Origin of the sequence: Paenibacillus wuxiensis, assembly GCF_040195695.1 — a bacterium.
In the GTDB taxonomy this organism is placed as follows: Bacteria; Bacillota; Bacilli; order Paenibacillales; family Paenibacillaceae; genus Paenibacillus_B; species Paenibacillus_B suaedae.
On the sequence record NZ_JBEFZI010000003.1, the window covers coordinates 198,149 to 212,108 of the forward strand.

At 49.7% G+C, this 13,960-nt stretch carries 12 protein-coding genes; 4 read left to right on the plus strand and 8 right to left on the minus strand.

Going from position 1 to position 13,960, the window contains the following annotated elements; translation table 11 throughout:
* Window positions 1-15 precede the first annotated feature (15 nt).
* From sdaAB to cls, 6 genes are all read right to left on the minus strand, one after another.
* The gene (gene sdaAB, locus ABN764_RS07210) at window positions 16-678 is read right to left on the minus strand and encodes an L-serine ammonia-lyase, iron-sulfur-dependent subunit beta (RefSeq protein WP_021257203.1); all 663 of its coding nucleotides are present in this window, start codon (window positions 676-678) and stop codon (window positions 16-18) included.
* 422 nt (window positions 679-1,100) lie between these two features.
* Window positions 1,101-2,039 (minus strand): arginase, encoded by a 939-nt coding sequence (gene rocF, locus ABN764_RS07215; protein ID WP_174809426.1) that lies wholly within the window; start codon window positions 2,037-2,039, stop codon window positions 1,101-1,103.
* Window positions 2,040-2,199: 160 nt separating this feature from the next.
* On the minus strand, window positions 2,200-3,408 hold the full coding sequence (locus tag ABN764_RS07220; protein WP_174809425.1) for an ornithine--oxo-acid transaminase: 1,209 nt from the start codon (window positions 3,406-3,408) through the stop codon (window positions 2,200-2,202).
* Window positions 3,409-3,569: 161 nt separating this feature from the next.
* Window positions 3,570-4,787 (minus strand): MFS transporter, encoded by a 1,218-nt coding sequence (locus ABN764_RS07225; RefSeq protein WP_174809424.1) that lies wholly within the window; start codon window positions 4,785-4,787, stop codon window positions 3,570-3,572.
* A gap of 156 nt (window positions 4,788-4,943) precedes the next feature.
* Entirely contained in the window at window positions 4,944-5,798 is an 855-nt protein-coding gene (locus tag ABN764_RS07230; RefSeq protein WP_021257207.1) for an ABC transporter ATP-binding protein, read from the minus strand.
* Between the two features lie 121 nt (window positions 5,799-5,919).
* On the minus strand, window positions 5,920-7,431 hold the full coding sequence (gene cls, locus ABN764_RS07235; protein WP_021257208.1) for a cardiolipin synthase: 1,512 nt from the start codon (window positions 7,429-7,431) through the stop codon (window positions 5,920-5,922).
* Window positions 7,432-7,675: 244 nt separating this feature from the next.
* On the opposite strand from cls, the gene ABN764_RS07240 reads away from it, so the two are divergent.
* A complete protein-coding gene (locus tag ABN764_RS07240; RefSeq protein ID WP_021257209.1) occupies window positions 7,676-8,260 on the plus strand; it encodes a TetR/AcrR family transcriptional regulator in 585 nt (194 codons plus the stop codon).
* 97 nt (window positions 8,261-8,357) lie between these two features.
* Here ABN764_RS07240 and ABN764_RS07245 read toward each other — a convergent pair whose 3' ends face one another.
* Window positions 8,358-9,038 (minus strand): TorD/DmsD family molecular chaperone, encoded by a 681-nt coding sequence (locus ABN764_RS07245; RefSeq protein WP_021257210.1) that lies wholly within the window; start codon window positions 9,036-9,038, stop codon window positions 8,358-8,360.
* Between the two features lie 322 nt (window positions 9,039-9,360).
* Here ABN764_RS07245 and ABN764_RS07250 point away from each other — a divergent pair, with 322 nt between their 5' ends.
* Both ABN764_RS07250 and ABN764_RS07255 read left to right on the plus strand, forming a co-directional pair.
* Window positions 9,361-10,095: a hypothetical protein gene (locus ABN764_RS07250; protein ID WP_446671431.1), complete on the plus strand. Its 735-nt coding sequence runs from the start codon at window positions 9,361-9,363 to the stop codon at window positions 10,093-10,095.
* A gap of 102 nt (window positions 10,096-10,197) precedes the next feature.
* Window positions 10,198-11,157, plus strand: a complete 960-nt coding sequence (locus ABN764_RS07255; RefSeq protein ID WP_446671432.1) for a helix-turn-helix domain-containing protein — start codon at window positions 10,198-10,200, stop codon at window positions 11,155-11,157.
* On the opposite strand, the gene ABN764_RS07260 is transcribed toward ABN764_RS07255, so the two are convergent.
* Complete coding sequence (locus ABN764_RS07260; RefSeq protein ID WP_161627355.1) at window positions 11,139-11,279, minus strand: hypothetical protein; 141 nt, start codon at window positions 11,277-11,279, stop codon at window positions 11,139-11,141. The two genes, ABN764_RS07255 and ABN764_RS07260, sit on opposite strands and share 19 nt — an antisense overlap.
* An 84-nt stretch (window positions 11,280-11,363) precedes the next feature.
* Between ABN764_RS07260 and ABN764_RS07265 the strand changes: the two genes are divergently transcribed.
* Window positions 11,364-13,931, plus strand: coding sequence for a glycoside hydrolase family 38 N-terminal domain-containing protein (locus ABN764_RS07265; RefSeq protein WP_446671433.1), 2,568 nt, complete (start codon window positions 11,364-11,366; stop codon window positions 13,929-13,931).
* Window positions 13,932-13,960: the final 29 nt, after the last annotated feature.

The window sequence follows — 13,960 nt, forward strand, 5'->3', positions numbered from 1 at the left end:
TTCCTTCTATCGTATTTAGTCTTCCATTCGAAGCACACGATTTACTCCAGGGAGCTCTCGAATTTGCTGCAGGATTGGTTCGGCAATCGCCTCATCCGTCTCAATGACCATGAGCGCCATCTTCCCCTTCTCCTTGCGGCTTACTTCCATATGCCCGATATTCACCTGTTCTCCGCTCAATATATTGGTCACACCCGCAATAACTCCATACCGGTCATGATTCATAACGAGTATCGCAGGACACTGCCCAGAGAGCTTCAGACGGAACCCGTCCAGCTCTGTAATTTCAACCTTCCCGCCACCGATTGAGATTCCTGCAACCTCCATCTCATCGTGCTCGTCCGTCATCCGAATGCGGGCAGTGTTGGGATGCTCCGGTACAGCTTCCTCAGGTGTGATGATGACTTCCATTCCTGCGTCTTCTGCATATTTCAATGAGTCCGGCAATCTTGCATCGTTCGTATCGTAATCGAGCACGCCAGCAACAATGGCAACATCTGTCGCATGCCCCCGGTAAGTCTCAGCGAATGAGCCGTATAGGGAGATATGAACCCGCTTCGGCTGTCTGCCGAAAATACTTCGTGCCAATCGACCAATCTTTGCTGCTCCCGCTGTATGCGAGCTGGATGGCCCCACCATGATTGGGCCGATAATGTCAAATACACTGCGATATTTCATCGCGCTTCCCCCTTCGTCGACATCCCCTTCTCATCATGCACACGCTTGGTCACGATCTATCATTACATAGCTATTAGCGCACGAACAGCGTAGGATTGAGATACAATAAGATCCGCTTCTGCTTCTTTCCTATCTGCTAATGCACTGCAATGCTGTCGTTATCATTCCGTGCTAGGATTAGGTTCCACTACCTTCTATATTGTACGCAATCACGGCAGCTTTCTCTACGGCTAAAACCATCCAATACCAGCTTATTCAAAACTCATCCTAGCAGGGCTATCGCCGGATGACAACCCTGCATCGGAACAACAAAGGATCAGAATGTGGACACGAATTTGTTATGATAATTTCTCTACATGCTGCCCTCACTTGGATGCCATCGTATAACTGTTCATGTCATGCGAAAACAATAGGGTCGAAGCCTACAGGATTCGATCTCCAAGCAGGGTACCAATCAACTCCAGCGCGAGCCGTGCCGTGCGATTGTCTGTATCCAGCGAAGGATTCACCTCGACGAATTCAGCGGAAGTCACAATACCAGACTCATGCAGAAGTTCGAGCGCAAGATGGGCTTCCCGATAGCTTACCCCACCCCGTACCGGTGTACCCGTTCCCGGAGCCTCAACAGGATCCACACTATCTACATCGAAGCTCAAATGAACCCCGTCTGTGCCATCACTGGCAATTCGGATTGCCTCCTTCATCACATGCAGCATGCCATAGCGATCAATATCATGCATCGTAAAACATGCAATTCCTTGCTCACGAATATAGGAGCGCTCGCCAGGATCTAAATCTCGGGAGCCAACAAGTACAATGTTCTTCGGATTTAGCGACTTGCCAGGCCAATTCCATTGACCTTCGGTCAAACTTGCTCGTCCCAGCGCCACAGCCAGCGACATTCCATGCACATTGCCTGACGGACTAGTCTCTTCTGTATTCAAGTCTGCATGTGCATCGAACCAGATCACACCTAATTGCTGATATTGCTGTGTCAACCCTGCCAAGGTTCCAATGGCGATACTATGATCTCCGCCCAGCACCAGAGGGAAGCGTCCCGACTCTATAGATGCCTGTACCTGCTCGGACAAGGCGTCGCTCATCGCAATGACTTCATCAACATACTTGGCCTTGCGTACCGGGGCTGCGGTTGCTGCTGCCTCCGAATGTACAGCGGCAGCCGTACAGCCCACACGGCGTTCCTCGCCTACAGTAATCCCTAATTGATTGAGATGCCGCACCAGTCCAATCTGCATCAGGCATTCCGGTCCCAACTCCGCACCACGCCGTCCTGCCCCTAGACCGAATGGTACTTGAATAATAGATAATGGCATGTTCATCTGTCTGTCCTGTGCTGTCATACTGATCGCTCCCTTCGATATGACAATCCTGGAATATCCGTTCGAACTTCTACTTATTCACTGCGTCTATGATCATATCTATTACCTTCTCTAACTAAATAGGCATGACTTAAACCTTCTATCGAGTAAGCAGATTGCGATGTTGTCACCCTCTTGTTGTTCAAGCAATAATCGCCCCTGAGACCAGCACACTGCGAATACGCTCTACTGCCCAATCCAGCTGTTCCTCCGTGATGACCAGCGGCGGCGCAAAGCGAATGACCGTGCCATGCGTCTCCTTACAGAGCAGACCAAGACGCATAAGAGCCTCACAGTAGAGTCTGGCCCCCTCCGTTAGCTCCATGCCAATCAGCAGGCCACGACCACGAATTTCCTTCACAATCGGGCTGGATATGCTGGCGAGCTGTTTCTCGAAATATGCCCCGAGCCGTTCGGCGCGCTCTGCCAACTCTTCTTCGTCAAGTACGGTAAGCGCCGCTGAGGCCACCGCACAAGCTAGCGGATTGCCGCCGAAGGTTGAGCCATGCGAACCTGGCTCAAAGACGGATAAGATCGCTTCGTCTGCTGCTACAGCAGAAATCGGAAGCACACCTCCGCCAAGTGCCTTGCCCATAATGTACATGTCCGGTATCACTTGCTCCCAATCGCAGGCGAAGCGCTTGCCGGTGCGCCCGAATCCCGTCTGAATTTCATCTGCAATGAACAGCACATGATGACGGGTGCAAATCTCTCGCACCTTGCGCAAATACCCATCTGGCGGCATTACAATTCCATTCTCTCCTTGAATAGGTTCAACGAGGAATGCAGCCGTGTTCGGCGTAATTGCACCTTCCAGTGCCTCGGCATCGCCGTATGGAATGATCGTGAAGCCTGGTGTAAAGGGGCCGAAGTCTTCTTTGTATTCTTCACTGGAAGAGAATGAGGTAACGGTAATGGTACGACCATGAAAATTGCCACTGCATACGATAATATCCGCTTGGTCGCGTGGAATGCTCTTATGGCGATATGCCCAGCGTCGTGCCGCCTTGAGAGCAGTCTCAACTGCTTCAGCACCCGTATTCATAGGCAGTATCTTGGACTTGCCTGTATATGCTGCCAACTGTTCGCTCAGACGAGATAACGGTTCGCTATGGAAGGCGCGTGAGCACAGCGTCAATTGGTTCGCCTGATTCACAAGAGCTTCGATCAGCTTCGGATGGCGATGACCATGGTTCAAGGCAGAGTAAGCGCTTAACATATCCATGTATTGGCGCCCTTCTGGATCTTCAACCCACACTCCTTCTGCCTTCTCGATTACGACAGGAAGCGGATGATAGTTCCTCGCTCCGAATCGTTCCGCTGTCTGTATAATTTCCTCTGACCGTTTCATGTTCCGTCCTCCTCTGTCCTCAAAATCGATACTTCCCTACATCCTATTCCACAAGGGGTGTACACTCTCCTTTTCTCATACAGAAAAAGTTCCCATCATATTCCTTCTACGGAACATTTGGGAACCCTCCTGTACACAGCCCATTTACGAATATCTTACTTTCAAATCGCCGATTTCTCGGTGTCCTGCTTGCGCTTGGACGTCGAGCCAGCGGTATGAGCCATTCCATACAAAAGGATAGCTAGCGATAGCACGCTGAAAATCAGTACCATGTAAGGCAAGCCTATCGTATCCAGACTGAACCCTGCCGCAAGAAGCACCACTTGAAACATGACCCGATCCAGCATCGTCCTGAATGAGAAGAATCGGCCATGCAGTTCTTTCGGAATCGACTTCTGAAAATACGTAGACAACAAGGGGAAGAAGAATCCAGCTGCAAAGCCAAAGAGTCCGAACGCCACAAGCGTCATCCATTTCACATGAGCGAAGAACAGCAGCCCTTGCGCAGCTGCGATAATGAAGGACAGCGCGAACAATTGCTTTAATAGATCGCGCTGACCGGATAAGCGTTTCACGAAGAATGCAGCCAGTATGAAGGCAACGCCTTCAGCTGCGTAGAGCCATCCCTTAATTTGCGTATCCTGATGCATTTCGCTAATATTAATGACCATCAAGTTGAAGCTCCCAATAAAGAATCCTGGAATAATCGATAGACAGAGCGCCATGAGAGCAACTGGCATCCCTTTGAGCATCGGGACAATTTCCTTAAATCCGCCGCCTTGCTTCTCTTTACGCTTCTGGCCGCGCTCTTCCTTAGCCTCCTCATCAATATCAAGGAAGTATGTGGAGACAAGCAGAAGTCCATAGGCGACGAGCGATGCCGTGTACAAGGCAGACAAACTCATGACAGACAGCATCATACCGGCTGCCACCGTTCCGATAATACGAGCAATCGTAGATGCGTTCATATGAACCCCGTTCAAAGCGATAAGATCTTTATCTTGAACGATAAGTGGAATGACCGATTGAAGCGCCGGAAAATAAAAGGCCGCGGATATTTGCAGACACACTGCAAATAGAATCATCCACCAGACCGAGCCTTGTGCAATGGCGAGAAACATGAAGCAGACACTTACCATCCGTCCGATACCCGCCCAGATAAGGACGCTCTTCTTGCGATGCGAATCGATCACTTTCCCTGCATATGGCCCAATGAGCACACCTGCGAGAAGGCCCGTGAACAAGATCAATGACTTCATAAAGTCTGACGGCACATAATGCTGCATAAATTCCAAATTCGCGATAATGGATGTCCAAAGCCCCAGGCCGGCGATAAATTCGCCACAGAGCACAATCCATACGTTACGATTGCTCCACAAATGAATGTCCCTCCGATGATCATATGTCATAATTAATAGTCCAAGCATATCAGTTGGAAAAAGAAGGGGCAATAAGGGTGCAAAAAAAGCCGTTTGGCAACGCCAAACAGCTTCTTAGATTTCTCCGTCCACATCTTTCTAAAGTCCGTATTTCCTTTATACAGCGCTTGATTGCAGCATTGTGTTCGCTGCGCACTCATCCTTGCGTTCACAACGTTCACCGCAGATGCGCCCTTTGCCGCGCGGCACGCACATCGGTGTACCAAACAGCGGATCATCGCATACGATGCATTCCATGCAGAATACGTCCCTCACCATGTCGACCGTCAGCACATCTTCTGGAGCTCCCTGTGAATGAATGCCCTTATTGCGCACAGCTATAATATGATCCGCATACCGGCAAGCCAAGTTCAAATCATGAAGAACCATCACGATGGTACGGCCCTCATTCCGGTTCAAATCATACAATAAATCCAGTATCTCGATCTGATGGCTCAAGTCCAAATACGTTGTCGGCTCATCGAGCAGAACGATATCTGTATTCTGCGCAAGCGTCATGGCGATCCACGCCCGTTGTCGTTGACCGCCGGACAAGGCATCTACTGGCCGATCAGCCAATTCCTCAAGGCCTGTTACCTTCAGCGCATGGCGTACAAGCCGCTCATCCTCTTCCGACCACTGCTTCAGCCAGGTCTGGTATGGATAGCGTCCTTGCTTCACAAGCTGATGAACCGTCAACCCTTCTGGCGCTGTTGGCCCCTGAGGCAAGATCGCCATCTTACGCGCAACTTCCCTCGTTCTGGAACGATGAATATCTTTACCATCCAGCAGAACCGTACCAAGCGTAGGCTTCAGCAAGCGGGCAAGGGAGCGAAGCAGCGTCGACTTGCCGCATCCGTTGCTTCCAATCAGCACCGTAATCTTGCCTTCAGGTATGCTTACCGTTAAATCTTCTATAATAGAGGTTTCCCCGTACGATAACGTAAGAGAGCGTGTGTTCAATACAGACATGATCGTTCCTCCCGCATTCCACAGATAATGAAAATCGTTCTCAAAAGGAGTTCTAACTAATCATGCCACAAACCACACATGGAGTCAATCTATTCCAACTACCACTATAGTCCACTTAGGCCTACAGCAGCGGTGAGAATAGACGTGCGGCCGATTCAAGAAAGCGCATGAACACTTTTTTGCGTGCGAACTGTTCTTCTACGATCGGTGCGGCCGACTGCAGATCAAGCTCGAACTCCTCTACGAGCTGCTGAACACTCTCTGTACGCATCAGCAGTGCATTCACCTCGAAGTTCAAGTGGAAGCTGCGCATATCCATATTGGCCGTTCCGATCGTCGCCATCTTTCCGTCCACAATAATGAGCTTCGAGTGCAGGAAGCCCTTCTCATATTCATAGATGCGAACCCCCGCCTCCATGAGTCCCGGGAAATAGGAGTGCGATGCCAGGAACGGCAGCCACTTATCCGGCTTAGCCGGGAACAGCAGCTTCACGTCCACACCAGACAATGCTGCTACACGCAAGGCTGTAAAGATATCCTCATCCGGAATAAAGTACGGCGTTGCGATCCAGATTGATTTCTTGGCCGAAGTCAGCATCGAGAAGAATACATTTTTCATTGTTTTGAATTCTTGATCGGGGCCGCTTGCGATCATCTGAACCGCGCCTGAGGCCGACTCCGTTGGCTGTGGTGTCAAGTATTCTGGATCGTACAACTTGCATCCTGTCGTATGGCACCAATCTTGTAGGAAAATGATCTGCATCGTCTTCACCGCTTCGCCTCGGACGATCATATGAGTATCGCGCCAGAAGCCATACGTCTTGCTGCGGCTTAAATACTCATCTCCAACATTCAATCCGCCGATAAAAGCGACGTTTCCGTCCACGACAACAATTTTGCGATGGTTCCGATAATTCACCCGATTCGAGAACAGCGGGAATTTCACAGCACCAAACACCGCCACCTCGACCCCGGCATTTCGCAGATCCGCCAAGAATGTCTTCGGCAGATGCATGCTTCCGACCGCATCCACCATGAAGCGAACCTTAACCCCAGCAGCTGCCTTATCAATCAGTATTCGCTTAAGCGATCGTCCGATGTCGTCATCCCGATAGATATAATACTCCATATGAATATGATGCTGCGCTTGGTTCAATTCCGTAATGAGCGCAGAGAACGTCTCTTCCCCATTGTTCAAAATCCGCGTATCGGAGCCGAAGGATATCGGGCTCTTACTAAGTCGGCTCGTCAGTCGCAGAAGCTGGCGCTCATCAGGATTGAAGGTAGCGAATACCTGCTCCCTGCGTGTCAGCGATTCATTATCAATGAAGGCATACCCCTGCCGATCCTGGACAGCCTTGCGGGCATAACGGCGCCGCTTGCGATAATTCTGACCAAATAGCATATAGAAAATAAATCCGACTACAGGAACGAGTGCCAGCACCAGAATCCATGCAACCGTGCTGGAAGGATGCCGATTTTCCATAAAAATAATAACGGCAAGCGTGATGACCGCGAGTGTCGTCATAATACTTAAGGATGTAGCGATGGTATGCCCGAACGTATCGTTTATGTATAGACCTAGCGTCATCAATAAGATCAGAAACAAACCTACCTGCAATGCTCTCCTCATCCGCATGCTCCCCCATCTCTAAATATCTGTATCTAACATGCTTCTATCCTTATACAGCATCCTACTATATAATTCTGCAATATGTCTTAATCAAGAGGTGAAGGAAGAACAATCCATATTGAATTACTATACCCGAATTCTCCGCTTTCAAATATGTCATTGACAACGATTTCAACCGTGTGACATAATTTCGTCGAACGAACGATAGGTAGTTATGGAACAGCTAAGAATGGAGGGTTTCCCTTTGACTGCCAACCGCATTCAACTTATCGCTCTATCCCATTTTGCCAAATATGGCTATGCCGGGACTTCCTTGTCCAAAGTTGCCGAGGAAGTCGGCATTAAGAAGCCATCTATTTATGCGCATTATAAGAGCAAGGAAGATCTGTTTTTGCACGTGCTGCAATCTGTATTTGTCGATGAGTTAAACTGGATCACGGACTTTTTCCACAAGCATGAGCATTTGCCGCTCTACGATCAGTTGAAGCTGCTGCTTGACTCGTACCGTCACCGGTACAGCCAGTATGATGTGCTCAAATTTATGCTGCGGGTCGCCTTCTTCCCGCCTCCATCGCTGCAAGAGCCTGTCCTTGAACGCATGCACTCCTTCATCGAGCGGCTGGAGAAGGGGCTCATCCCCCGCATGGCACAGGCGCTGCGCTCACAAGAAATTCACGGTGTTCATCCCGAGCAGGCAGCCAAGGCATTCATCTCGATATTGGACGGGCTGTTCGTACAGCTTCTGTACGGAGGCGTAAGCCGATTCGAGAGCAATCTTGAAGCCGCTTGGACGATCTATTGGCGCGGCATTACGTGCAAGTCCGTATAGAGAAGAAGGGACCTTTGTGTGGAAAGGTCCCTTGTCATATGCATAGATCTCGATCTCGTTCTATCTTACTGCATCAATATCGATACAGAATGTGCAACTATGCGATCTTCATCTGTTCTGCCCATGCGGCTTCTTTAGCGATGAACTCTCTTAGCAGCATTCCAATTGCCTTATAAATTGGATGTTCAGCATGCTGTGCCAAGTCCTCTGCGAAGCGTGGCGCCCAGCTCTTCAGATGATCCAACACGAATTCGCGCTGGCCATTCATATAACGCTCATAACGCTCTTTCGAGGCCACATTGTTCATCATCTTCTCGATGAGAACAGCCATGAATTCCAATTCTATGGAAATATGGTCGTCAGGCTCTCCGTTCATCTTCTTGAAATATAAACTGAATTCAGCATACATTTGCCGCACATCATGAGCGTATGACTTAGGCAACATTTGCTCGCTCGCACGATACATGGTCTCGCAAGGCGCTACAGGCAGCTGGCCTGAAGAGCCGAACAAGCGCAAATACTCGTCTCGCAGCGAGGAGTATACGGCGTACATTTCGTTAATCGACATGTTCGTGAGCATACTGCACAGCTTCTGGGCTCCTTCGGAACTGGATGACAACAACTTAAGCTCCTGCCCGTTCCGCCATGCCATGATGACATCTAATGTTGGAACTTCTCCCAGGAAATCAGCCAGCAATTGATAAGCTGCCTTGCGCGTCTCCATTCGCTCCACGGTATCACCACTCCACTGTTCCAGCTGTTCTGCCGTTAACAACATCGTCCGTCCCCTCCATATGATGATTTCCAGCTTCCATCCATATTGTCCCATAACCGGACGATCAATTGCTGTGACGAATTGTGAACAACATGGCTGCTGAAAGCGTTATATGTGACACTTATGTGAATTCGAACTCAATTGCCCGGTAAATTGATACGATTCAACTGCATACATACTTTGTTCGTAAAACCGATTTATTTAGATACTAAAATACTGGTAAATTTTATTGTAACAAACGTCATAGCAAAGAGACAGTTCCAATTGTTGCCTCACTTTACAGTTGATCTTCACATTTTCCAGGGAAGAAATCAGAGGAGAAACCATGAAAAAAACACTTAATAAAGGCTTTCTATTTGATCTTATTGTCGTAGCCTCCCTAGCATTGATTCTCATCATTATTTTCCTACTGGGAACAGGTAAAGAAAGGGAGACTCGCAGCCTGATTTCGAAGCTGGAAAATATAAAGCCAGAAACGACGATCGATTTGTCACAGAACGGTTATCAAATTATTGAAGGAAAAATGACAGCTGCGGCTCCAACAGGAGATTCCGATTACGTTCAGCCTGCATTTGCACTGCTGCAAAGAGAAACTTACGTCCCCAACAAAAGGAAAGACTATCCTAGTACTCCCGATGAGATTAACAACTGGCTCGCAAAAGATGCAGCTGTAGCTGGATACCCGATTCGTTCTAATGAATGGTTGCTGCTGACCGGACATCTTATATTAACACCATCGATGGTATATGGAGCGGAGACTCAGGAAGAAATATACCTGATATGCAATGACGGAATTTTTTCAAAAGAAAATAGATGTGCCTATCGAGGCATTCGGCCTGGCAGAAGCTCAATTATTGCCGTCCACGTGCAAGAGGGACAGCTCGTCCCGCTCAAGGAGAACAAAACCCTTCTCGTCTCTACCGATCAAGCTACCCTGCTAGCACAGCTAGAGGAGGATGCTAATCAAACTCTTTCGTGGTATCTGGGAGTAGGTGCTTACGTAGGAATTTTCCTCTTTGCCATTGGCAAGCATATCCTTTCGTCAAATAAGGAGGATTAAGAGAGATCAGGGCCATACTGCGAAGAATCAGAACTTCGCTACGCAGCTGCATTTCAACCAAGCATCATGTTAGACATACGTATGGTACACAAAGGAGTACATATGATGAATGCGAGTCCTATAGCATACAAAAAAGCAAATCATGCGCTCAATATATACGCCACCCAGATCGACTGCGGGCCTGTGCGCTATCGTGTCCATTACTGGGGCTTCATGTCCCAACATTACCATAACACGCTGCATCGACATTCTTTTTTTGAAATGTGCTACGTCATGGAAGGGAGCGGAGAATATATCGACGATGGCAAGCATTATCCGCTATCCTCAGGAACCTCCTTCTGTTCCCGACCTGGCATCTGGCATCAGATTCGCAGTGACGAGGGTCTTGCGCTATGTTACGTCGCCTTCGACATCATCGAATCAGATTCGGCAGATGCTTACGCTCGTGCCTATCAAGTACTGGCGCAAGATGCCGTCCCTGTTATTCCTTCAGCTGAGAAGTCAGCAACAGCAGCGCTGTGGGGCGCCCTGCTGTACATGTTCGATAACGCGAATGGGCAGGGACAAGCCGCTTACCCGATTGCGGTACTGCAATCGACAGCTGGGGCACTGCTGTATTCGATGCTGCCGCTATTCGCGCCGCATACCTACCAGCTCCCGGAAGTGTCCATAGGCGCCGCGAACATTTCTGTCGGCACGAATGATCTGTTCCGCAGAGCCTGTCTGTACTTAGCGGATAACCTTAGTGAACCGCTGTCGCTTGAGATCGTGGCACAGCATTTGCACATTTCTCCCCGTCATCTATCCCGACTGTTCATGCAGCATGGCGGTCAGACGTTCGTCCATTATGTACAAGAACGGCGTATCCAATTGGCGAAGGAGCTTCTACTCGATACTGATGCAGCCATTAAGCATATCGCTGCGCAGTGTGGCTTCGAGTCGGTGCATTATTTTACAAGAGTATTCACCCAGCTGCTCGGAGTATCTCCTGCACGTTACCGTCGCCGTGATCTCCACCGCGCTCGTCCCGATACAGATCCGAGTCAACGTCCGAACGCATAATGATGTCCGTATTTTACAAAAACAAAGCCAACCAGTCCAAATACAACCTTCCCACCATTTCTTACAATGAGGGCATACAGGAGAGAAGACAGGGACACACGATCTCTGCTCTTCGCTGCCATGTCACTGACCTTCTGAACCCGGAATGGAGCGGAAGGTCTCTTTCATTACTTGTTACCTAGCTGAAATGGAATTGGAGGCCTTACATGATGAACATCGAACAGCATATCGCGCGTGCGGTAACCCCCTCCCCGAAGCGGACTTGGACCATTTATGCGATACACCACTCCCATACGGACATTGGATATACAGAACGCCAGGAGAAGATCGAGCGCTATCACGTCGAATTTATTCGACAGGCGCTGAACATTGTACAGCAAGCATCGAACGGAACGAAGCCGGAATGGAGGGGATTCCGCTGGACTTGCGAGACATTCTGGGCAGTGGAACGTTTCTTGGAGCAAGCTTCGGAGAAGGAGCGCGAGCAATTCGCGGAGGCTGTGCGCAGCGGCAGCATCGAGCTGTCCGGTACGTATTTGAATATGACGGAGCTGCCGGACTATTCCTTATTGCATAGCATTCATCGTAAAGCACAGACATACGCAGAGTCGATTGGGCAACATGTGGACTCAGCGATGACTGCTGACATTAATGGCTATGGATGGGGGTATGCCCAGAGCCTCCTCGACAATGGCATCAAGCATTTATTCAGCTGCATCCACACCCACCATGGCATGTTCGCACTTGGCCGCAAGCAGACGCCTTTCTGGTGGCAGGCGCCGAATGGCGAGAGATTACTCGTCTGGAACGGAGAGCACTACATGTTCGGCAACGAGCTTGGCTTATGTCCCGGTGCACTCGGCAAGTATATGATCCAAGACGAGTTCGATAACCAGTTAATCGATGCGCATCATGACGAGATTGCCCGCGTCCGTATGCACCGTTATGTATGCCGGCTTGAGGAAGAAGGGTATCCCTATGACTTTGTACCGGTCATGCTGTCTGGTCTAGGTACAGACAATGCCGCACCCAACGGCCGAATTATGGAGTTCATTCGTAATTGGAACGATAAATACGGCGATTCGATACGTATCGAGATGACGACGCTTCATGATTTCTTTGCTAAATTGAAGCAGGAAGATGTTGACCAATTACCGGTCTATACAGGGGATTGGCCGGATTGGTGGTCTGACGGCGTCAGTTCGACAGCCATGCATACACAGCTGTTCCGTGACGCGCAGCGCACACTGCGCAAGGTGAAGTGTCTCGACTCGAAGGCCAGCATCGTGGACATCTCGAAGCTGAATCAAGTCGAGCAAGCACTTGTCATGTATGCGGAGCATACGTGGGGCTACCATTCCTCCATCTATGAGCCATGGCACCCGAACGTACAGCTGCTCGAAGTACGCAAGCAGGCCTATGCAGCCGAGGCCAGCCGCCTTGCGCACCAAGCGCTGGATCAGGTGCTGTTCGCGCAAGGTGCTGCACCTCTATATCCTGAGCGTCCATTCCGCTATCGCATTGTGAACACGGAGCATGCACCCGCTGCCAAGCTTGTCACCCTATCCTTGGACGGATGGGAGCCTGCTCTATTCGAAGGTGGATTGGAAGTCGTACATGAAGGAACCGGGAATGTGCTTCCGCATCAGTCCCCTCACCCACAGTCCGTTGTCGTTCAAGTCACGCTCGATCCAGGTGAAGAGTGCTTCCTTAACCTTCGTAAGGCACCAGCTCTCCCTACAAATCTGACAACATCCAATACCCGCCTGATGGGAAGTGATCGAGTCTATGATATGGAGGACTTGCATGCAGAGGAGTCTACACATGGTCCTATTCGTATTGCTCAGCATTCGATTGAATCACCCTATGTACGGATTGAATGGAAGGAAAACGAGGGCATTATCTCTTGGATCGATAAACAAACGGGATGCGAAATGCTGGCAGCCAATCGCGAGCACGGTGCATTCACACCCATTTACGAGGTCACTCCGGCTGCTGATTCAAGCGATCAGAGCCAAGTCTGGGCTGTTCGCAGCCGGATGGGACGCAATCGCAAGGGTATAAACGTAGAGCGAAGCACCGGTCGCCTCGTCCGTGCACGTCCAATCGAGAATGGTCCGTTATATGCGACAATAGAGCTGACTTACGTGATCGAAGGAATGAGCTATTACGCACTATTCCTGAAGGTACATGCTGCATCGAATCGGGTCGAGATATCTGTTCGGCTTCACAAAGACAGCGTATGGCTTCCCGAGAACGTATATGTCGCACTGCCGTTCACGACTGGCGAACATCACAAAGATACCTTGTATGTAGAGAAAGCAGGAGCCATCGTACGTCCATGGATCGATCAGCTGCCAGGCACGTGCCTGGATTATACGTGCATTCAAGAAGGTCTGGCATGGTGCAATCATACGCATGCATCGCATCCTAATTCAGCTGATCCTAGCGATAAACCTCCAGTGACAGACTATACAGGTTCACAGTCCGAAGAGCTTACACTGCTTCTCGCTATGCCCGATACACCGCTGCTGCAACTGGGATCGCTTGAGCATGGCCGCAGACTTGTTCATACCCAGCAGTCGCTGGACACTAAGCCGTCTACCTATGCTTGGTTAATGACGAACTATTGGGAAACGAATTTCAAAGCCACACTCGGAGGCTTCTACGAATTCTGTTATGCTGTGGAATTGCGTCATGATGTAAGCGCAGCGCAATTGTCCAATGAAATTTCCACGCTTGCCACATCGTTTACTGTTGCTCGCATGAGTTAAGGCTGCCGCATCTTTCAAAGTGCAGTATC